This is a genomic window from Microbulbifer sp. 2205BS26-8, from assembly GCF_030731025.1.
Lineage (GTDB): Bacteria > Pseudomonadota > Gammaproteobacteria > Pseudomonadales > Cellvibrionaceae > Microbulbifer > Microbulbifer spongiae.
The window spans coordinates 48,218-68,033 of record NZ_JAVAMR010000011.1 but is presented as its reverse complement, the minus strand read 5'-3'; the positions used below and the strand labels follow the sequence as shown (position 1 = coordinate 68,033).

Here is a 19,816-nt window from a genome sequence, read left to right as displayed (position 1 = left end):
ATTAGCTACGACAATGGCCAGACACCGAATGCAAATTCGGTTATATGAGCACATCTATATTCTGATTAAAAAACCGGGATACGGGTTTATATTGTGGCTTCTTCTCGAGTAGTTTGTGTCGCTTTCAGTTGTTTTTTCAAATCAAGTGCAACATCCACAATCATGTCTTCTTGACCACCCACCATACCACGACACCCCAGTTCAACTAAAATAGTACGCACATCAATGCCATAATCTGTAGAGGCCTTTTCTGCGTGACGCAAAAATGACGAATACACACCCGCATAACCCAGCGACAGTGTTTCGCGATCTACCCGTACCGGTCTATCCTGAAGTGGTCGAACCAATTCTTCAGCTGCGTCCATCAACTTGAAAACATCACAACCATGCCTCCAGCCTTTACGATCGATAGCAGCGACAAAGACCTCCAGCGGTGCATTACCCGCACCGGCGCCCATACCCGCCAGAGAAGCATCAACCCGTCGAACACCGTTTTGCACAGCGACAATAGAATTTGCCACGCCCAGTGACAGGTTATGGTGCGCGTGCACACCCCTTTCGGTTACGGGGTCGAGTATATCATCATACGCCTTGATACGATCGGCGTAACCATCCATATCAATCGCGCCGCCTGAATCGGTAACATAAATACAGTGTGCGCCATAGCTTTCCATCAACTTTGCTTGTCGTGCCAACGCTTTCGGTTCACTCATATGGCTCATCATTAAGAAGCCGACCGTGTCCATACCCAGATTACGTGCATACTCAATATGCTGTCTGGAGACATCGGCTTCTGTACAATGAGTTGCAACGCGAACAGAACGCACACCTAAATCATAGGCTCGCTTTAATGCATCAACAGTTGCAATGCCCGGCAATATCAGTGTAGTCAGCATTGCATTGTTAACTACATCAGCAGCCGCCTCAATCCATTCCCAATCCGTATGCGCACCAAAACCATAGTTAAAACTCGAACCATTGAGTCCATCACCGTGGGCTACTTCAATGGCATCAACACCTGCCTGATCCAGTGCTTTAGCAATCGCCGCAACATGCTCAATACCATATTGATGGCGGATCGCATGCATGCCATCCCGCAGAGTAACATCCTGAATAAAAACCTTTTCCTCAATGGGATTACGCAACTTACCTTTCATATCCCTACCCCATATTTAAGTTCGGCAATCCGTTCCCCCGTCGCCATAGCCGCGGAAGTCATAATATCCAGATTGCCCGAATACCTGGGTAAAAAGTGCCCGGCCCCCTCAACCTCAAGGAAGACTGTTGTTTTCAACCCGGCAGTCTTCCCGTACCCGGGAATATTCAAAAGTTGACCCCTGTCAATCACCTCAAACTGTACATCCTGCTTTAATCGATAGCCTGGAACATATTGTTGAATATCATCCAGCATGGCATGGATAGACTCTTCAATCTGTTGCTCTTTGGCATTGATCGACAATGTATATACAGTGTCACGCATGATCATTGGCGGTTCAGCCGGATTAAGCACAATAATGGCTTTACCGTTTTTAGCACCGCCGATCTTTTCCAAACCCCGTGCGGTAGTTTGTGTAAATTCATCGATATTGGCGCGGGTACCTGGCCCTGCTGACTGTGAAGAAACACAGGCAACAACCTCCGCATAGGGTACAGAAGCGGCAACGCGATTGACTGCATAAACGATCGGTATTGTCGCCTGACCGCCACAGGTCACCATATTGATGTTTGGTTCGTTCAAGTGCTCATTCATATTAACCACGGGTACACAATAGGGGCCGATGGCCGCTGGTGTCAGATCAATCATCTGCTTGCCATCCACACGGCAAACAGCATCGTGGTGTTTGTGAGCACCCGCTGAGGTTGCATCAAAGACAATACGAATACCATCCCATTCCGCAAGCTCCTTTGCGCCTTGAATACCCTTGCAGGTTGTCGCAAAACCAGACTTGGCCGCCATTGCCAGACCTTCAGACTCAGCGTCAATTCCAATGACCGCAGCAACTGCTAATTTTTCAGATTTGTCACGAATTTTAATCATTAGGTCAGTGCCAATATTGCCTGATCCCAAAATCATGCATTGGATTTTTTCCATAGTCACAACCAAATTGTTCCCATGTTCTATTCCACGAAGTTTAGGTTTAACGATCCGATACCTTCAATATTCATACTCATTACATCACCGGGCACAATGGGCTCCAGCGGCACCAGAGAACCTGAGAGCAGCAATTCACCGGCTTCAAGTGCAACCCCAAGCTCACCCAGTGTATTTGCCAACCAGGCAATCGATGCCAGGGGGGAGCCCTGCACGGCTGAACCCTCCCCTTCACTTAGAAATTTACCATTTTTGTACACTCTGACTTTGCAAGCAGCCAAATCCAGATCAGACGCATCAACATGCATATCACTCACTACGAATACGCCACAGGATGCATTATCGGCAACAGTATCTTGGATTTTTATTTTCCAGTTCTCAATTCTGGAATCGACAATTTCAAAACACGCCATCACAGAATCTGTCGCAGCAAGCACATCACCTGTGGTTATACCTGGTCCACGCAGCATTTTTTTTAATCTGAAAGCAATCTCTGCTTCAGCCCTGGGCTGAATCAATTGACCGATAGGAACATCACCATCTGAGAATTGCATCGCATCAGTTAAAAAACCAAAATCGGGGGAATACACACCCAGCATAGATTGCACTGCGGCACTGGTAACTCCGATTTTTTTTCCTACAACAGTTTCACGATTCTTCTGTAGACGCAAATCTAAATAGTGTCGAGAAATATTATAAGCGTCATCAATCGTGATATTGGGCACTCTATCCGTTAATGGCGGAACCGTACTTTTACTGAGCATACTGCGATACAGTTCACCACCTAAATGTTTAACATCGGATTGATTCAATGGCACAAATCATGCTCCTGTAAGGATAATTCCCAGTGCAAGATTAAAACGTTCAGCATATTCAACCATTACCCAGTGACCACAATCTGAGAATATCTGAAATTCGCATTCAGATACTTGATTCAAAAATTTTGTTGCACCACTGACCGGCGTCATCTGGTCCTGCTGACCCCAAAAACCAAACACCGGGCACTGCAATTTACTCAGTTGCTCACCCATTGATGGAATCACCATTCTCAACAACACCTCTTTGGGTTGTGTTTCTAAAATACAGAACCGCTCTTCAACCAATTCATCTGTAATATGCTTGGGATGGAAAACCAGGCTCTCCAGTACTGTTCGCAACCCATCCCGACTTACCGGACCTTCGACAAACGCGCTGACCATTTTAGCGATACCAGGCATAGAAAAGTAGGTTTCTCGCTCCTCAATAGCACCGGGCGCCATCAGGATTAATCGTTGCACCATTTCAGGATGGTCCAATGCCAAGCGAATACTGACACCTCCGCCCAGAGAATTACCAACCAGGGAGCACCGATCGATACCGATGGTATCAAGAGCAGCCTTGACCGTGGTTACAAACAGTTTCATTGTGTAATCGAGATCCGCTGGCTTACTTGAATAACCAAATCCAATCATATCGATCAACACAGCACGATGCCCGCAATTAACTACAGCATCGATATTCTGTTTGAAGTTACTATAGGCACTGGCACCAAGGCCACTTCCATGCAGGAAAACCACAGCTGGCCCTTCGCCATAACTCAAATAGTGAATGTCATACTCACCGACTTTGGCGGTACGTCCTCGTGGTGGCGCAAAAGAATTCATAATGGGCTTATCGTATCAATCATCGAGTAAAATAGATTTTTTGTTGACATCAACCAACCATTCTGTCTGATTTTTTGTGACGCCTGCATGCAAAAAAATTTTTATTTACTACATTTCGCAAGATGGAAAAAATCGATATTCTCTGGATTTACACACCCAGAAAACCCTCATTCTCTATATCTTTCTGGCCTATACTCAGTAAACACAAATTACTCCTTTCAATCCCCATCATTCGATAATCGATGACACATCAATCTCCGAAAACATATATAAAATTTACTTTGCAATGAAGTGATTTTACTTTTTTAATTTCTAATTTAACTTTTACTTGATTAATATAATTATATTCTTATTATATTCATAAAATTCACTATTTTATTGATATAATATAATGCTATATTTTATAAAATCGACTTGGCATTGAAAGCGGTTACAAACTTCCGTGATTGAGATGTATATCCTCGTCTTTGTTGAGAATCAGAAACCACATCAGTTTCATCACTCCAATATATTTTTGTATTTCCTTCCTGTTTTTTATCCTGAGTTTTCGGATAATCTTTTTCTAACCATTTTTTTACATGAGATTGATTTGTTTCGCAGATCTGCTTGATTGGTTTTTGCGGTGTTAATCCCAATCGAGCCAACAGATCTCCAACTGTTCTAATAGCTATTTGAATATTGAATTCCTGTTTAATCAATTGCTGAACAGCTCTTCTTGTCCATAGAGCATATGCCAGTTTAATCTGATTAGGGCTTTTATCAACAATCAGTTTTTTTATTTTAGCTTCCTGCTCTTGAGTGAGCAGGCGTCCCGCTCCCGGTTTTCGCCCCAGTTGTTTTGCTGAAATCCCTTCGAACCCCCGGGCACTGTACGCCCGATACCATTTACCAACAGTTTCAAAGTGAACACCAATCATATCGGCAATTTCTTTGTAGGAGTAGCCTTCCTGCCGTAAACGAATTGCCTGTTTACGCTTTTCCTCTTTTGCGGCAGATGGGAGTGTTCGTGCATCTTCTTTTTTTAATATTCGCATGATATTATCACCACCAGTCCTGATATTATTAGATTGCAACCAGCCTGGATAACTCTCTTGTAGCTTTCTTTAAAGATGAAAAATTTTAATCGCTATGAATCTTTATAAATTTTTCTAGGTGCTGAATTCACCTCAAGGCTTGTAGCAAATATTACCTCTAGACAAATAAATCCGGATTTTCTCCACCCATCATCATATTACCGAAGTTTCGTGCAAATGGTACTGGGTTATTTGCAACATGCGCACGGGAAACATGAATGTCATGCCAAATATTTTGAATTTCTGCACCATTGAAAACACTCCGGCCTCCTGCAATATCAAACAGGCAATCAACTGCCTTGATCATCTCATCAATGACAACAGACGCCTGGTATCGATATCTCACGCGATCAATCATTGGTATCTCTTGCCCTCGATTAACTATTTCCATCATCGCATCGAAATTACGCATCAAAATAGTTTCATTGCTGTCAATCAGGTGTTCCGCCTCCACTACGCGGCGTAGCACATCCGGATCTCCAATTAGCTTTGTTGGATCCGTACTGCTGGTGCTGGCGTTTTGTTTGAATATTTTCAGTGCATGCCGAGCGGCACCAATGGCGGGTGCCGACACTACACGGACAAAGATTTGCGCCCAGGGCAGGTTATACATTGGATTTTTCTGCTTATTTTTGCAGTTAAAACCATCAATTTGCTTATGCGTGCGATAATGCGCCACAAATACTGGTTTTTCAATAACGATGTCATTTGAAGCCGTTCCTTGCAGACCCATCGCGTGCCAGGTATCTTCAATTTCATAGTTTGAGCGTGGCACCAGAAAGGTCCGATAGCCTTCACCAGGTACAATAGCCCCTAGCAAAACCCATTGACAGTGATCACTACCCGAACTCCAACCCCAACGACCACTGAGCATAATACCGCCTTCCACAATTTCGGTTTTGCCACCCACCGGATTGTAAGAACTCGATACACAAGCGTCTGGATTTTCATCATAAACATCGGCCTGCGCTCGCTCATCCATCAACGCAAGCTGAAACGCATGAACTGCGATAATACCGCCAACCCAGGCGGAACTCATATCGTATTCTGCGATTTTTATCTGAGCCGAAAAGAATTCTTGGGGTGTGACTTCCAATCCTCCCCATCGTTTGGGTAACATCGACCTGATCAGCCCTGATGCCTTGAACTGCTGTATAGTTGCTTCAGACAGCCGCCGTTGACTCCTGTTTTCAGCACTGTGCTGTTTGATACTCTCAAGATAGGGTGCTACATCGAGTCTCGATGTTTGGCGTTCTGTTGTTACTGCCAGCGACATAGACGTTCTCCTGGTTAGCTGTTTCCCAACAATAGAAAAAGCAAATATTGCACAATAACAATATTAAATTCACCAATAAAAAATTATCTATATGCAAATTTAGAGAAACACTGAGGAAAATATAGCTATTTGATCACTCTTCCCCAGCGATAATTGTATTTCAGGCTTTTAATCGCCAGTTTTGTTTCCACATGACGAACACCCTTAATAGTCATAATGTCTGTATTAATGTGCTCGATTAGCTCTTCATTAGAACCAATAAAAGAAATCGCTAAGATATCGTATCGACCCAACATCGTCGCCGCGAAGCGAATAAACGGCAACCTGCTAATTTCTTTTGCAGTTTCTTTGACTCCCTTCAGATCGGCATGAATACCGAGATACACCATCATCGGATTCTCGTATCCGGTTTGCACCCGTACATCAGCAATAGCCATGATGCGAATCATATTCTCGGATTGCATACGCTTTATTCGACCACGCACAGTGCCCTCAGTTAAATTCATCGATTCTGCAATTTCTCGATTACTGACACGGGCATCAATGCACAGGTGTTCGAGAATTTTCTGATCCGTTTCATCCAGTTTCCCGTTACTCATAACTTGCCTACCCACCCAGATTCATATCGAAAAACATCCACGGTGATAGCTGGGGTTAATTTGGCAATTCCTTCTATACTCTGAAATTTTTCATGCAAAAAATAGGATAATTCTTCAAAATCGCGAGCGGCGACCATAATATCCAGATCGTGTATCCCGGTCGTCATATTTACGCTGAACACCTCGTCCAATTCCGCAAGCTCCATCCCCACATCCTCAGCGCTACGATTCTCTACTTCAATGCCAATCGCCAGCATCAGCTCGTAACCAGCGGCCTTAAAGTCCGTCACCGCAACCACGCGCATTACATCAGCATCTGTCATGCGCTGTATGCGCTTGCGCACAATTGAAGAGGTATAACCAATTTTGTTAGCAATATCCCGTATAGACATCCGCCCATCAATTTGCAGCATTTCGATAATTCGGTGATCAACGTCATCTAAAACAACATCCTTATCAATCACTTTTTTGTTTTCTTTACCCATCTACTTACCCGATGAATGATTACTATCCAAACAAATTCTATCACTTCAGGTAATACATTACCCCAGGGCAACCGTGTAAAAATCCAGGATCATCATATTTGGCTCGACATCCTCTCCTTGGCTTGTTAATCAAAAGCCTGATACACAGGGCAATCACTATAGTGCGTCAAAATACGCATCGCATGTTTTTTGAGCGAAAGGACCTATTGACAGAATGCTGAATAGCTCAAAAAATGTTCATGTAATTGCCCCCATACTTTACCCTGCCACTGCTTACACCCTCAGTCTTCCCAACTCGCCTGCACGATCGAGGTTACCTAGCTGATGCGCAACGCCGTACCTGAGATCGCCAAATCTGGCAACGCAATCCTTCTGTGAAAACAACCCATCAGATAAAGTGTTCTCCGGCTGTGAATTTTTTAATTCTTTGCCGGGTCCTCTCCGCTTCTAGCTTCCTTTCGTCGTGCGTGAGTGTCATCGACATCTCTGCCAACTGTCGACCATAGTGCTCAAAAACCAGTATCTCGCCCATTGCAGACCTGATCCAATCTGGACTCTTAGGTGATGCCATGTCTGGCACCGGGTTCCATAGGATACTAAGGAAAGCATCGGGCCCAAATTTCTGATTTGGCGCCCAGTTAATTTCCAGCACCCACCGGCTTATGCATCTTTCCGCGCAGTGGGGGGCGCCGTGCATAATTCATGTCGAGAAATGCGGCTCATCAGGAAATTTTCAAACTGGTGTTAGCCCACTGGCCAACGCCCTTTTAATCCACCTAAAAAGCTGCTAGCTCCCGGTTTCAGCGACCTGTACAACTCACGGACCGAACCTCTGGGTATGTAAAAATACGGACCACCGCAATCCTCATATAGCCGGCGCAGCACTTATCACACGATACCCGGGTTACCCATCTCTTGGGGGTCGTTCAGGCTCTCTTATTTTGCTCACCCTCGTACCATTGTCGGACAGGACCATAGTAGCCATCGGGCCAGCAATGCCCTGCGACAAGCCAAACACTTTCATTGTGTCGAGTACACCTGCTCCCTCTATTCCAATGTTTGTTACTCTATGGGCCTTTTGACAAATCATATCATTTTTCGTATATTTATAGCAACTATTTTACGATTAATATCATTTTTTTTAAAAAAAACTTACATACTCGTACAATATACTTAAATTTATACACAATAAATAGTGTGCACAAGGAAGGTAAGACCGGTGGAGAACAACTTGGCCTCTGCTGGCCCCAGACGTGCCTGGCGGCTTTATCCACCGGTGTGCAGCATCTCTCTACACTGCCACAGGCGGAAAACAACTTTTTGGGAAGCAGATCACACTGCAATGAATGGCTCGTTATGGCGATCTACACAACAAAGCGCAAGTGACAACACAGGCTGATATCCACGACAATTCCGCCACTGACCGAACTTGAATCCGATCGAAGACACAGCACTTTCTTCAAGAAAGATCTGTCGCGCAATTTTCGCGATTACGTTTTCCGGCTTCGGATTAATAACCTGTTGCTGATGAGATAGCCTATACGCCTTGCACGGTCCGGGAGCCTCATTCTGGCGATTCCCGGGAGCGTTTTTACTGGCCCGCAGGCTGCCTTTCTGGACAGGAACTGTCATGTGACTGGTTTGGGTGTTATGAGAGCTTTAGGACTGTGGCCACTGAAATATCAGGCAACTGGTGGCTGCCTGATTGTATTAATCAGAAAGAGGAGTATGAAAACCATACAGGTATTATCTAAAAATAACTTTATTTAATTTATATATGTGTATGATATAGCCTTTTATACGATAAACTATTCACACACTGTATCACCGATTCTTGGCCACCATCCTATGGTGCTGCCTCAAAATATATACAAGCCTGCATTCAAGCGGACTGACAGCATGGTAGATCTGACACAAACAATTCCCGCTATGGCCATTGATGCAGCCGATCAGTGGCCCGAGCGAGTTGCTATTGATGATCACGGCATCACTTTGACATTTGAAGAGCTGAAAAACAGGTCAAAAGAAGCTGCCAGGGGCTTTATTGCGAGCGGACTCAAGGCTGGTGATCGATTTGCCATATGGGCACCTAATATTCATGAATGGATTTGGATAGCTATTGGCGGCATGATGGCCGGCGGCGTTCTGGTACCATTGAACACACGCTACAAGGGGATCGAGGCTGGAGATATATTGAATCGATCCCATAGCCAACTCTTATTTACAGTCAGTGATTTTCTCGACACAAATTATTTACGGTTACTCAATGCATATAAGCCAGAGTGTGTACACGAAATTATTGTGTTGCGTGGACAACCCGCTGACGAGAATGCGGTTACAAACTCACTGGCAGAATTTCTTGCCCGTGGTCACGACGTCACAGATCAGCATGTTGATCAATGTATCGGTGCCCTGCGTGGCGACTCACTGTCTGACATTCTGTATACATCGGGTACCACCGGTGTACCCAAAGGGGTTATGAGTAACCATGGCCAAGTAGTCGCTACTTTCAAACTTTGGGCAGCGGCGGTTGGACTGAACAAGCAGGACCGTTATTTGATTGTTAACCCTTTCTTCCATGTCTTTGGCTGCAAAGCAGGCTGGCTGGCCTGTTTACTCACCGGCGCAACGGCCTTTCCAGAACCGTTTTTTGATGCGGATACCATTCTGAAGACCATCGCCGAAAAGCAGATAAGTATGCTGCCAGGCGCGCCCACTGTATTTCAGTCACTGCTAAGCTCACCGCAGTTAATCCACACCAATCTAAGCAGCCTTCGCTGCGCAGTGACCGGTGCAGCCTCAGTGCCAGAGCAGCTGGTGCGCGACATGAAACAGATACTCGGTTTCAAAGAGGTCTATACCGGTTATGGTTTAACTGAATGCGGCGTTGTCAGTATCTGTCGCCAGGATGATGATCTTGAAACCATCGCCAATACCGCTGGTTGCGCTATTGATGGTATTGAAATCAAGATTCTGGATAAAAACAACAAGCAGCTCCCATCCGGTGAAATTGGCAATATTTTTGTTAAAGGCTTTAACGTGATGCAGGGTTACCTTGACGATCCCCTGGCAAGCGAACAGGCGATCGACCAGAACGGCTGGCTGAATACCGGTGATATCGGCTGGCAAGATACCAATGGCTATATCAAGATTACCGACAGAGCCAAGGATATGTATATCTGTGGCGGGTTTAATTGTTATCCGGCTGAAATCGAAAATTTATTATTGAGGAACCCATTTATTACAGAGGTCGCAGTAACAAGCATTAAGGATGACCGCCTAGGTAGCGTGGGTGTTGCACATATCGTGCTAAAGGAAGAGGGGAAACCGTCTCCCTATGAACTCCGCAACTGGTTTCGGGAACATATGGCCAATTACAAAGTACCGCGAGTAGTACACTTCGTTACATCGCTGCCGAGAAATGCCTCTGGAAAAGTACAAAAATTCCTTCTCGAGCAATAGGAAACGTTAAGGGTAGTTAACCTGAAAGTAATCGCATCAGTAGAGTCCCGCCGTACACGGATGTAGCTCACGCAGGGCTCTTACCATCTGAAACCCCACTACACGGTATTGGGGAATTATAAGCCGAAATGCATAGTTCAGGATAATTATACACTGGTGCATCGGCAGTACAATTTACGATTCCCTACGGATTTTGTTTTTTTAACGGTCTATGATGGACACATTGACAAAGGCAGCCCCAGCCCTTCGTTCAACACAAAACCTGGCTGGATATTAATGAAACCCATGTTTTCTGCATTCAGGTACCTATGTTATGAAAACACAAGAATTCCCAAGTGGTGCTGCATTGATTTATGGCGGAAGCGGCGGTCTCGGTAGCAGCTGCGCCAAACACATTGCCATATACGGTAGCGATATTGCCATTACCTATAAAAGCAGTATTGAAAAAGCATGTCAATTTTCTGAGCAAATCAAATCTATGGGTCGCCAGTGCTCGATTCATCGGGCCGATGTTTCCGATGCCGCCAGTATTAAAAGCGCCTTTGATTCCGCTGTTAAAACACACAACCGAGTTCATACTGTGGTTGTGGCCGCAGGATCGGACATTGCCCAGCCGTTTTTTAGCGACATCACTGATCAGCAGTGGGAGGAGGTGATCAACAACGATCTCAACGGTTTTTATCGGATAGCCAAAACAGCCATTCCTCATATGCGCGCTCAGGGTGGCGGCAGCTTTGTACACATCTCTTCCGCGGGTTTGATCCGAACCCCGCCCAAAGATGCGTTATCGGTTGCCCCGAAAGCCGGCATTGAAGCCATCATGCAACACATTGCCAAAGAGGAGGGTGTCCACAATATTCGTGCAAATTCGGTTGCAATCGGTGTGATTGAAGCTGGCATCTATCTGCGCCTTGAAAAAGAGGGCATCTTTGACGAACAGTGGAAGCAAGCTGTTAAAGCTTCACTTTGCCTGAAACGCTTCGGCAAAGCCAGGGATGTAGGCGAAGCTGCCGCTTACTTTGCCTCGAACCGCGCAAATTACGTCACGGGGCAGATGATCTGCGTTGACGGCGGCTACAGTGTCTGAGCAGTCCACTGACCTAAGCCTTTCCCTGTCCGAGCTTATTCCTGCAATTCCACCGCTAGCGCACTGGGTTTAGCGAGACCGTTTAGGTGGTGTTTGCCATTCACCCTAGCATGGAATTCTTTTGCTTTTTCAATGGGATTATAGAACTGTTGATACCATATCCTCCCCAACCGGAAATTGCGCTCTACCGGTAGCGCCATAATTTGTAATGCCGGCTTTTTATTCGCCCATATTTGCAAGTCCTGCGCAAAAGCGGCAAGCGCACCTTCTTGTGCCATTTTTGCATTTGCGATGTCTTGCTCTCCGGGATTGACACCCGGTGCCAGAGAAAGATTATTGTGCCAGGCTTTAACCATACCCTTATCAACCGGGGTATGGAAAATAAACTCATAACCGTTGTTGTCACCGAAACGCTGCCTAGACAACAAAAGACCCGGACCGGTATACCAGGTTAAAGTTGTTAGGTAAGCGCGGTACATCCGGTGGTATCCTCCCTGACGCTGGTAATATTTGTGGCCTATATATTCGTTCTCAAAATACTCACAGGGGGCACCATGAGTTGGGCCCAGATGATGCGCATCGGCCATATTATCGATAATCTCTTGCGGATGAATGGCTATATCACCCAGATGGTCGTAGCATCCATTGATCCATTGCGAGTCATGCCACGCTTTCAAATCCGGGGCCTGGTAATCTGGCTCACCCCCAGCAGGATCGTGCCACATCATAATTGCACCCAGTGTTTCAACAACAGGGTAGCTTTTAATTCTAGCCTTGGGACACGGGCCGTCAAAGTAGGGAATATCATCAACCTGGCCCTCCGGATTATAGCGCCAGCCGTGATATGGACAACGAATTGAGTCTCCCTCCAGCTGCTCATGATTGGTCACGATGGAGGCGCTGTTGCTTTTGGCCAGGTGTGTTCCCATATGCAGACAATAGGCATCCAGCAGCACTAACCGGCCGCTTTCGCCTCGATACAGCGCAAAGTCCTTTCCAAAAAACCGCACACCCTTGGGGCCATCATCCAGCTCACTTGCCTCAGCGATCATAAACCAACCACGCGGAAAGATGTATTCACCCAAATCAAATTCTTCTACGAGCGCCATATTTTTCTCCGATTGACTATTTACGAAACTGGTGATTACTTAGGTTCACTGCCATAGATCCGGAATTCCGGGATCTGTCTTCTGGATAAAACGCTTGAGAAAATCCCGCGTGTCCGCCACTTCTTCAGGAGAAAATCCATCCAGCAATTCCTCTTCAATCGCTTTCGACTTTGCCAGCAGGCTGACATAGAGTTTACGTCCTTTTACGGATAGGGAAAGTTTGATTTCGTCCAGAGTTCCCTTCATCGTCTCCACAATCAATCCGCGCTCCAACATATCCTGCAGCATCCCATGACTAGGGCTATATCCGGTATGCTCCATGCGATCATGCAAGTCCTGAAAAGAAAGACTACCGCCCATACCAAACAATGTCAGAGCAAGATATTCTTCTTTATTCAAATTACTTTTACACAAGTCTTTTTGCAGCTTATGGGCAGCCTGAAAATGTGAACGCGATAGCAAGTATAAAAAAAACTGATCCGAGAAGGTACCTGCCGCAATATTAACGGCTTCTCCGGGTTTCTCGTTGCTATTTTTGGTTTTAGCAAGGGCGTATTTACCGCCATGAAAAACTAGTGGCAATTCTTCAACCCGGTCACACTCCAACACCTCGCCCACAAAAATAATATGATCACCACCTTCGTATTGATAGCTTGTTTTACACTGGAAGCGTGCAGCGTACTTAGACAAAATAGGCAAGTTGCCTATCCCTCTCCTCCAGTCGATACCAGCAAACTTATCTGCCCCCCTGGAGGCAAACTGATTCGAGGTATCCTGCTGGCTGGCTGCAAGTATATGTACACAAAAATACCCGGCGTTTTGAAAAGAAGACAGCGACATTGCATTTTTCGCCAATGACCAAAGCACCAGTGGCGGATCAAGTGACACCGAGTTAAAGCTCGACGCCGTGACACCAACCGGATTATTTCCCTGATCAATAGAGGTAATTACCGTAACACCCGTAGCAAAACTGCCTAAAGCCTGACGAAATTCTAATGGATCTATTGTACCCATGGCTAATATTTCACAAATATTTGAGTAGTAGTTTATGCAAGCACTAAGTATACTTGTAATTAATGGTGAATCTTGTTTTTACAATCCGCAGCAGCGCCAACACAGCCATATTCTTAATCCGGCAATTATATAGTGTTGGTTGAGTACGACCATGCAAAAGAAAATGCACAAAAATCACCATCACTACATGGCCGCTGGGTGGGTATGAAAAGATATCAGTTTCCCGGAAAAACTGTGCTGATCACAGGAGGTTCACGGGGCCTCGGCAAGGGCATTGCCGAACAATTTCTCAACGCTGGCGCCAATGTAATCATCTGTGCCCGTAAAAAACCTGCCATGCTGCCATCCACCAGTGGTAGATCCGCTCTATTTCACTCCACCGATGTACGGGATCCTGAGTCAACACAAAGACTGATTGATTTCACCCTGAGTATGACCGAGCGGTTGGACATACTGATCAATAACGCCGGGGGCAGCCCCGAGATTGATGCAAAAAACGCTCCACCGCGATTTACGTCCGCAGTTATCACCCTCAACCTCACTGCGCCTGCAGTGCTAAGTCAGCAGGCATATATGGCAATGGTTGATACCGCAGAGCGTGGTTCTATTATCAATATTGCCAGTATATCCGCCGCTAGACCCTCCCCTGGTACTGCCGCCTATGGTGCCGCCAAAGCGGGCCTGGTAAACCTGACACAATCACTGGCTCAGGAATGGGCACCGGCTGTTCGCGTAAACGCGGTCATTGCAGGAATGGCAAAAACCGAAGCGGCCTTTGGGCACTATGGCGGCGCAGAGGGGATTACTAAAATTGAGGAGCATCTGCCAATGAAACGTATGGCTAGCGCAGATGATATTGGCAAAGCCTGCTTATACCTGGCATCGGATGATGCAGCTTATATTTCCGGCGCTTCGCTTGCAGTACATGGCGGCGGCGAGCCACCCGCGTTTTTATCTCTCCAAGGTGACCCTTAGCAGCACATGGAGAATTACTCCAACCCGAATGAATGTGCAGAAAAGTATGGGCAATTGAATCGTTACCGGGGGCCGCTGGCCACGAAGCAACAGATGCTTGAGAAGGTGTATTCCGTCGTCGCTGTGAACACCAAACATGGCGGCAACCACGCAGAGTGATCTACCGAGCAAACCGACAGCCCACCGCAGCCACAATCCCTGAACAGGGGACATCAAGCCGAGTTGGCCCTATTGCAGCACTCCGCTATGCGATCGTAAAAATCCCCAGCCGGCACCATCCGTTGAAAATCAGCCAGCCGTGGGGATATCCGCAAAGTCGGGCCGCGGAAACCCTGCCCACAAAGGTTTCACGGCGCAGTGAAAACCGCAGACAACGGAACGGCAAGGCGCTCCCAGGACAGCAGAGGCCTATGAGTGCAGGCCCAGTTTTATGCCCTGAACTCCGCTTCTACCTGCGGCTCGGTATCCGCATTGTAATCAATACCCTCCACCCCAAACCCGAACAGCTTGAGGAAGTCCTCCTGGTAGCCCTTGAAGTCGGTCAAGTCGAAAAGGTTTTCGGCAGTCACTGCTGGCCAGAGTTTCTCGATCTTGGCCTGGGTCTCCCGGCGCAGTTCCCTATCGTCCATGCGCAGGCGGTTATGCCCGTCCAGACGCGGTGTATCGGTATAGAGCCCTTCGGTAAAGAGGCGATACAGCTGCTCGATACAGCCCTCATGGGTCCCCTCCTCCTTCATCACTTTATAGATCAGGGAGATATACAAGGGCATGACCGGGATAGCAGAACTGGACTGGGTCACCAGGGCTTTGAGCACTGCCACATTGGCGGCGGCGCGGCCACTCGTGCTGATCGCCCTTGCCGCACGGTCCAGGTCCTCCTTGGCTTTGCCGATAGTGGCATGGCCGTAAATCGGCCAGGTGAGCTTGTCACCGATATAGGTGTAGGCCACCGTTTTGCAGTTCTCCGCCAGTACTCCGGCATCACCGAGGGCCTGCATCCACAGCTCCCAGTCCTCGCCACCCATCACTTTCACTGTAGAGGTGATCTCCTCCTCAGAGGCAGGCTCGACGGTGATATCGGAGATTTCCAGCTTGTCAGTATTGAGGTTTTTGGCGGTGTAGGATTTGCCAATAGGCTTTAGTACCGAACTGTACAGTGTACCGGTTTTGGGATCGGTACGGCGCGGCGAAGCCAGGCTGTAAACAACCAGGTCCACCTGCCCCAGGTCCTCTTTAATCGTCTCGATGGCCTGGGCCTTCACACTGTCGGAGAAGGCATCACCATTAATGCTCCTGGCATAGAGTCCCGCCTTGTGCGCCTCGGCCTCAAAAGCAGCGGCATTGTAATAGCCGGCGGAGGCAGTGCGTTTGTCTGTTGGTGGTTTCTCGAAGAAAACCCCCAGGGTTTTGGCGCCGCACGCAAAAGCGGCTGTAATTCGCGAGGCCAGCCCGTAGCCGGTGGAGGCACCGACAACCAATACCCGCTTGGGGCCCTTCTCAATGGCCGGCTGCGACTGGATATACGCAATCTGTTCGCGCACGTTGGCTGCACAGCCCTGTGGATGGGCATTGGTACAAATAAACCCGCGTACTTTCGGCTGGATGATCATCCTTACTGTCTCTCCCTTCGCAGTTGGGGAATCGTGGTTTTGTAACCGCAGATACGCCAATGGCGTACCGGGGCAACGATGACCGAAATACAAGCGTACCGACGCCTGGGCCATCTCGACGCGCCATTCTAATGGTTGTGGCTCGGGAGTCCCATAGCGGCGATTCACCGCAGGACCCCGGCTTGTCCAAAATATCCGGGCCACCGGCCAAAGCAGCCATCTGCCCTACCGCCCAACCCCGCACCAGGAGGCAGTCACAGTGTGTTCAGGGGCAACCCATTGCACACAATGGTGTATGCTGGCGCGTATTTAATTTTCTGCAGTGGGGTTTCCACCGGTATGCTCGCGCTCCGCCAACATGGGTTCCACCTGTCTTTACTGGCTGTTTTTGCCCTCACCTGGGGCTGGTCCGCCTGGCGGCCCCTGCATCCGGACGACTGGCTGCTGGAAAATTACCTGGTGTTCGCTGCGCTGCCGGTGATTTTGGTCAGCACGCGTGCTTTTCCGCTCTCCAGGGTGTCCTATACGCTGATTACCCTGTTTATGTGCCTGCATGTGATCGGCTCCCACTATACCTACGCGGAAGTGCCCTTCGGCTTTGCCCTGCAGGAATGGATCGAAGCCGAACGCAATATGTACGATCGACTGGTGCATTTCAGTTTTGGACTGTTACTGGCCTATCCGATACGGGAGATACTGGTGCGTCTGGCGGGCCTGCGCGGCTTTTGGACTTACTTCTTTCCAGTAGACGTGACCTTCGCCCTGTCTTCCATCTATGAAATCATCGAATGGCTGGCAGCCCGCACAGTCTCACCGGAACTGGGCATAGCTTACCTCGGCTCCCAGGGAGATATCTGGGATGCACAAAAAGATATGCTGCTGGCCGGACTGGGCTCCATGGTTGCGATGCTGGTGGTTCTGGCCCTGAACCTGTGGTGCAATGCCAGTGCCAGGAAACAGTGCAGCAACCGGTATATACCGGCGGACAACCAGGCCCCGGGCGAGGCAACACCGCGGCGATGAGCGCGCTGGTGCCTAAGTATCATTTGCCCATCGCATGTTTCAGTGGCAGGCGGGTTGTCTGCTTCATGGTTTCCATCACAAAACTGGAACTGACATCAAACAGGTCGGCCTTGATCAGTTCCTTGTACAGACGGTCATAGCCGGGCATATCGGTGACTACCGCCTTTAGCAGATAGTCCAGATCCCCACTCATGCGGTGGACCTCCAGAATCTCCGCAATCCCCTGCACCAATTCACCAAACCGCGTCGCCCATTGATCATTGTGCTGGTTGGTACGGATAGAGATGTATACCGTCAGCGGCAGGTTTAACTTGTGCTGGTTCAGAAGCGTCACCCGCTCCGCAATGACGCCGTCCGCCTCCATCCGGTGAATACGTCGCCAGCAGGCGGACTTGGACAACCCTACCCGCTCGGCGACCTCCCCCACAGAAAGGGTCGCATCCCGCTGCAGCCACTCCAGAATCTGTCGGTCCTGTTTACTTAATCCCATCACCCACCCCTTCACCGCCCACAACAGCCAAAACCTATACGTCTCATAATAGATAACAATTATATCTCATCGTTTCTGATAACAGACTTCTTTGGCACAACGTTTCGATTATCACCAAAAAGCAGGCACTTACAGACATATTGTTTCACCCCGAAAGCCCTAGAATAAGGTCGTTCAAACGGGGGCAATAGACTATGACGACGCTGATTAATCACATCCGCAATTCGGTGATCGGTGATATGCAACCGATCGATACCCCTTTTGGCCCGAAGCCACTGATCTATGCGGACTACACCGCTTCCGGGCGATCCCTGACTTTTATTGAGGACGCGATTCGCCAGTGGGTATTGCCCTACTACGCCAATACACACAGCGAGACCTCATATACAGGTGCACAGACCACCGCCCTGCGCGAAGAGGCGCGCGAGGAGATCCGGCGCACGATCAATGCCGGCTCCGAGCACAAGATCATTTTCTGTGGTTCCGGCGCCACCGCCGCAATCAACAAACTGATCGATATCCTCAATCTGCGCTTGCCTGCGGACCTGAACCGGCGGCACGGCCTGCAGGACAGTATCCCCGCGAAGCGACGGCCGGTGATCTTTATCGGCCCCTATGAGCACCACTCCAACGAATTGCCCTGGCGGGAGAGCATCGCCAAGCTGGTTTCCATTCCCCTGAACAATACCGGCACCCTGGATCTGGATGCCCTGGAGAGGCAGTTGCAGGCTCACGCCGGCCACTCTCTCAAGATCGGCAGCTTTTCTGCTGCCTCCAATGTGACAGGCATTGTGACCGATGTGGAAGCCGTGACCCGCCTGCTGCATCAATACGGTGCCCTGTCCTTTTGGGACTATGCTGCGGCCGCGCCTTATCTGGCCATCGATATGTGCGGGCGGCAGGATGCCCAGGGCAACAGCGGCAAGGACGCAGTATTTATTTCTCCCCACAAATTTGTCGGCGGGCCCGGCACCCCGGGGATACTCGTGGTGCATAAGCGGCTGCTGCAAAACGCCGTACCGGCGACACCGGGAGGGGGCACGGTACTCTACGTCACCCCTGAGGATCACCGCTACCTGACCGATCCCGAGCGCCGGGAGGAGGGAGGCACACCGGCCATCATTGAATCCATCCGCGCCGGCATGGTCTTCAAGCTGCAGCGCGCAGTGGGCATTGATGAGATTACCCGGCGTGAAAAAGCACTGGTAGATCGGGCCTTGGCGCATTGGTCCAGGGAGGAAAATATCGAGATTCTCGGCAATCCAGACGTACCGCGCCTCTCCATTGTCTCCCTGCGCATCAAATGGCGCGGTGGCGATTTGCACTACGGCTTTGTGGTGGCGCTACTCAACGATCTTTTCGGTATCCAGGCCCGCGGTGGATGTTCCTGCGCCGGTCCTTACGGCCACACATTGCTGGGTATCGATATGGCCTATAGTCGCGCGCTGGAAGAGCAGATACTCAAGGGGCAAAAGCTGATGCGCCCCGGTTGGGTACGCCTGAATTTCAACTACTTTATCAGTGAGGAGGTGTTTACCTACCTGCTGGAAGCCGTATCACTGGTGGCGCAGCACGGCTGGAAACTGCTGCCTTACTACTGCTACGATGAAGCCCAGGGCGTTTGGCGCTTCCAGGGCAAAAAACCCCTTTCCACCTCCTGTCTGGCGCAGCAGGACTTCAGCGACTTGGCAACAGTGCCAATAGAGACGAAACCGCCGCTGTGCGCCCTGGAAAAGTATCTGGCCCTTGCCGAGCGGGAACTGTGTCGCAAGCATCGCAAAGGGGAACACTACGATTTGTCACTTCCTGAAGACGCGGAAAAACTGCGCTGGTTTGTGAGCCCCGCGGAAGCCGCGCTAGTACTGTAAGGGGGAACCC

General features: G+C 48.7%; 16 protein-coding genes and 1 pseudogene. 5 read left to right on the top strand and 12 right to left on the bottom strand.

Annotated features, from left to right (window positions below):
- Positions 1-86: 86 nt before the first annotated feature.
- The 8 genes and pseudogenes from dmpG to Q5Y71_RS05845 form a co-directional block, all read right to left on the bottom strand.
- On the bottom strand, positions 87-1,157 hold the full coding sequence (gene dmpG, locus Q5Y71_RS05880) for a 4-hydroxy-2-oxovalerate aldolase (RefSeq protein ID WP_306040852.1): 1,071 nt from the start codon (positions 1,155-1,157) through the stop codon (positions 87-89).
- Positions 1,154-2,092, bottom strand: coding sequence for an acetaldehyde dehydrogenase (acetylating) (locus tag Q5Y71_RS05875; protein WP_306040850.1), 939 nt, complete (start codon positions 2,090-2,092; stop codon positions 1,154-1,156). The genes dmpG and Q5Y71_RS05875 overlap by 4 nt, the downstream gene beginning before the upstream one ends.
- A 26-nt stretch (positions 2,093-2,118) precedes the next feature.
- Positions 2,119-2,910 (bottom strand): fumarylacetoacetate hydrolase family protein, encoded by a 792-nt coding sequence (locus Q5Y71_RS05870; RefSeq protein ID WP_371877001.1) that lies wholly within the window; start codon positions 2,908-2,910, stop codon positions 2,119-2,121.
- Positions 2,911-2,913: 3 nt separating this feature from the next.
- The gene (locus Q5Y71_RS05865; RefSeq protein ID WP_306040848.1) at positions 2,914-3,735 is read right to left on the bottom strand and encodes an alpha/beta fold hydrolase; all 822 of its coding nucleotides are present in this window, start codon (positions 3,733-3,735) and stop codon (positions 2,914-2,916) included.
- Positions 3,736-4,136: 401 nt separating this feature from the next.
- Positions 4,137-4,769: an IS630 family transposase gene (locus Q5Y71_RS05860; protein ID WP_306040846.1), complete on the bottom strand. Its 633-nt coding sequence runs from the start codon at positions 4,767-4,769 to the stop codon at positions 4,137-4,139.
- Positions 4,770-5,055: 286 nt separating this feature from the next.
- A pseudogene (locus tag Q5Y71_RS17515) lies at positions 5,056-5,421 on the bottom strand (flavin-dependent monooxygenase); the annotation flags it as partial.
- Positions 5,422-6,209: 788 nt separating this feature from the next.
- On the bottom strand, positions 6,210-6,683 hold the full coding sequence (locus Q5Y71_RS05850; RefSeq protein WP_301414857.1) for an Lrp/AsnC family transcriptional regulator: 474 nt from the start codon (positions 6,681-6,683) through the stop codon (positions 6,210-6,212).
- Positions 6,680-7,168 (bottom strand): Lrp/AsnC family transcriptional regulator, encoded by a 489-nt coding sequence (locus tag Q5Y71_RS05845; RefSeq protein WP_301414858.1) that lies wholly within the window; start codon positions 7,166-7,168, stop codon positions 6,680-6,682. Before Q5Y71_RS05845 ends, Q5Y71_RS05850 begins: the two co-directional genes overlap by 4 nt.
- A 1,899-nt stretch (positions 7,169-9,067) precedes the next feature.
- Between Q5Y71_RS05845 and Q5Y71_RS05840 the strand changes: the two genes are divergently transcribed.
- Both Q5Y71_RS05840 and Q5Y71_RS05835 read left to right on the top strand, forming a co-directional pair.
- Positions 9,068-10,630 (top strand): AMP-binding protein, encoded by a 1,563-nt coding sequence (locus tag Q5Y71_RS05840; RefSeq protein WP_306040841.1) that lies wholly within the window; start codon positions 9,068-9,070, stop codon positions 10,628-10,630.
- Positions 10,631-10,943: 313 nt separating this feature from the next.
- A complete protein-coding gene (locus Q5Y71_RS05835) occupies positions 10,944-11,717 on the top strand; it encodes an SDR family NAD(P)-dependent oxidoreductase (protein WP_306040838.1) in 774 nt (257 codons plus the stop codon).
- Positions 11,718-11,752: 35 nt separating this feature from the next.
- Here Q5Y71_RS05835 and Q5Y71_RS05830 read toward each other — a convergent pair whose 3' ends face one another.
- Positions 11,753-12,826, bottom strand: coding sequence for a Rieske 2Fe-2S domain-containing protein (locus Q5Y71_RS05830; RefSeq protein ID WP_306040837.1), 1,074 nt, complete (start codon positions 12,824-12,826; stop codon positions 11,753-11,755).
- A 45-nt stretch (positions 12,827-12,871) separates the two neighbouring features.
- Entirely contained in the window at positions 12,872-13,840 is a 969-nt protein-coding gene (locus tag Q5Y71_RS05825) for a flavin reductase (RefSeq protein WP_306040835.1), read from the bottom strand.
- 204 nt (positions 13,841-14,044) lie between these two features.
- Between Q5Y71_RS05825 and Q5Y71_RS05820 the strand changes: the two genes are divergently transcribed.
- A complete protein-coding gene (locus tag Q5Y71_RS05820) occupies positions 14,045-14,815 on the top strand; it encodes an SDR family oxidoreductase (protein ID WP_306040833.1) in 771 nt (256 codons plus the stop codon).
- A gap of 428 nt (positions 14,816-15,243) precedes the next feature.
- Here the strand turns inward: Q5Y71_RS05820 and fabV are convergent, their stop codons facing one another.
- Complete coding sequence (gene fabV, locus Q5Y71_RS05815) at positions 15,244-16,425, bottom strand: enoyl-ACP reductase FabV (protein ID WP_306040894.1); 1,182 nt, start codon at positions 16,423-16,425, stop codon at positions 15,244-15,246.
- 339 nt (positions 16,426-16,764) lie between these two features.
- On the opposite strand from fabV, the gene Q5Y71_RS05810 reads away from it, so the two are divergent.
- Complete coding sequence (locus Q5Y71_RS05810) at positions 16,765-17,448, top strand: DUF2238 domain-containing protein (RefSeq protein ID WP_306040831.1); 684 nt, start codon at positions 16,765-16,767, stop codon at positions 17,446-17,448.
- A 19-nt stretch (positions 17,449-17,467) separates the two neighbouring features.
- On the opposite strand, the gene Q5Y71_RS05805 is transcribed toward Q5Y71_RS05810, so the two are convergent.
- A complete protein-coding gene (locus Q5Y71_RS05805) occupies positions 17,468-17,938 on the bottom strand; it encodes an Lrp/AsnC family transcriptional regulator (protein WP_306040829.1) in 471 nt (156 codons plus the stop codon).
- Between the two features lie 194 nt (positions 17,939-18,132).
- On the opposite strand from Q5Y71_RS05805, the gene Q5Y71_RS05800 reads away from it, so the two are divergent.
- The gene (locus Q5Y71_RS05800; protein ID WP_306040827.1) at positions 18,133-19,806 is read left to right on the top strand and encodes an aminotransferase class V-fold PLP-dependent enzyme; all 1,674 of its coding nucleotides are present in this window, start codon (positions 18,133-18,135) and stop codon (positions 19,804-19,806) included.
- Positions 19,807-19,816 lie beyond the last annotated feature (10 nt).

Bases quoted from the DNA above. Each gene is read 5' to 3' on its own strand.
- Q5Y71_RS05860 (WP_306040846.1), bottom strand. From the start codon at position 4,769: ATGCGAATATTAAAAAAAGAAGATGCACGAACACTCCCATCTGCCGCA.
- Q5Y71_RS05805 (WP_306040829.1), bottom strand. From the start codon at position 17,938: ATGGGATTAAGTAAACAGGACCGACAGATTCTGGAGTGGCTGCAGCGG.
- Q5Y71_RS05800 (WP_306040827.1), top strand. From the start codon at position 18,133: ATGACGACGCTGATTAATCACATCCGCAATTCGGTGATCGGTGATATG.
- Q5Y71_RS05825 (WP_306040835.1), bottom strand. From the start codon at position 13,840: ATGGGTACAATAGATCCATTAGAATTTCGTCAGGCTTTAGGCAGTTTT.
- Q5Y71_RS05845 (WP_301414858.1), bottom strand. From the start codon at position 7,168: ATGGGTAAAGAAAACAAAAAAGTGATTGATAAGGATGTTGTTTTAGAT.
- Q5Y71_RS05835 (WP_306040838.1), top strand. From the start codon at position 10,944: ATGAAAACACAAGAATTCCCAAGTGGTGCTGCATTGATTTATGGCGGA.
- Q5Y71_RS05830 (WP_306040837.1), bottom strand. From the start codon at position 12,826: ATGGCGCTCGTAGAAGAATTTGATTTGGGTGAATACATCTTTCCGCGT.
- Q5Y71_RS05865 (WP_306040848.1), bottom strand. From the start codon at position 3,735: ATGAATTCTTTTGCGCCACCACGAGGACGTACCGCCAAAGTCGGTGAG.
- Q5Y71_RS05820 (WP_306040833.1), top strand. From the start codon at position 14,045: ATGAAAAGATATCAGTTTCCCGGAAAAACTGTGCTGATCACAGGAGGT.
- dmpG (WP_306040852.1), bottom strand. From the start codon at position 1,157: ATGAAAGGTAAGTTGCGTAATCCCATTGAGGAAAAGGTTTTTATTCAG.
- fabV (WP_306040894.1), bottom strand. From the start codon at position 16,425: ATGATCATCCAGCCGAAAGTACGCGGGTTTATTTGTACCAATGCCCAT.
- Q5Y71_RS05810 (WP_306040831.1), top strand. From the start codon at position 16,765: ATGCTCGCGCTCCGCCAACATGGGTTCCACCTGTCTTTACTGGCTGTT.
- Q5Y71_RS05840 (WP_306040841.1), top strand. From the start codon at position 9,068: ATGGTAGATCTGACACAAACAATTCCCGCTATGGCCATTGATGCAGCC.
- Q5Y71_RS05875 (WP_306040850.1), bottom strand. From the start codon at position 2,092: ATGGAAAAAATCCAATGCATGATTTTGGGATCAGGCAATATTGGCACT.
- Q5Y71_RS05850 (WP_301414857.1), bottom strand. From the start codon at position 6,683: ATGAGTAACGGGAAACTGGATGAAACGGATCAGAAAATTCTCGAACAC.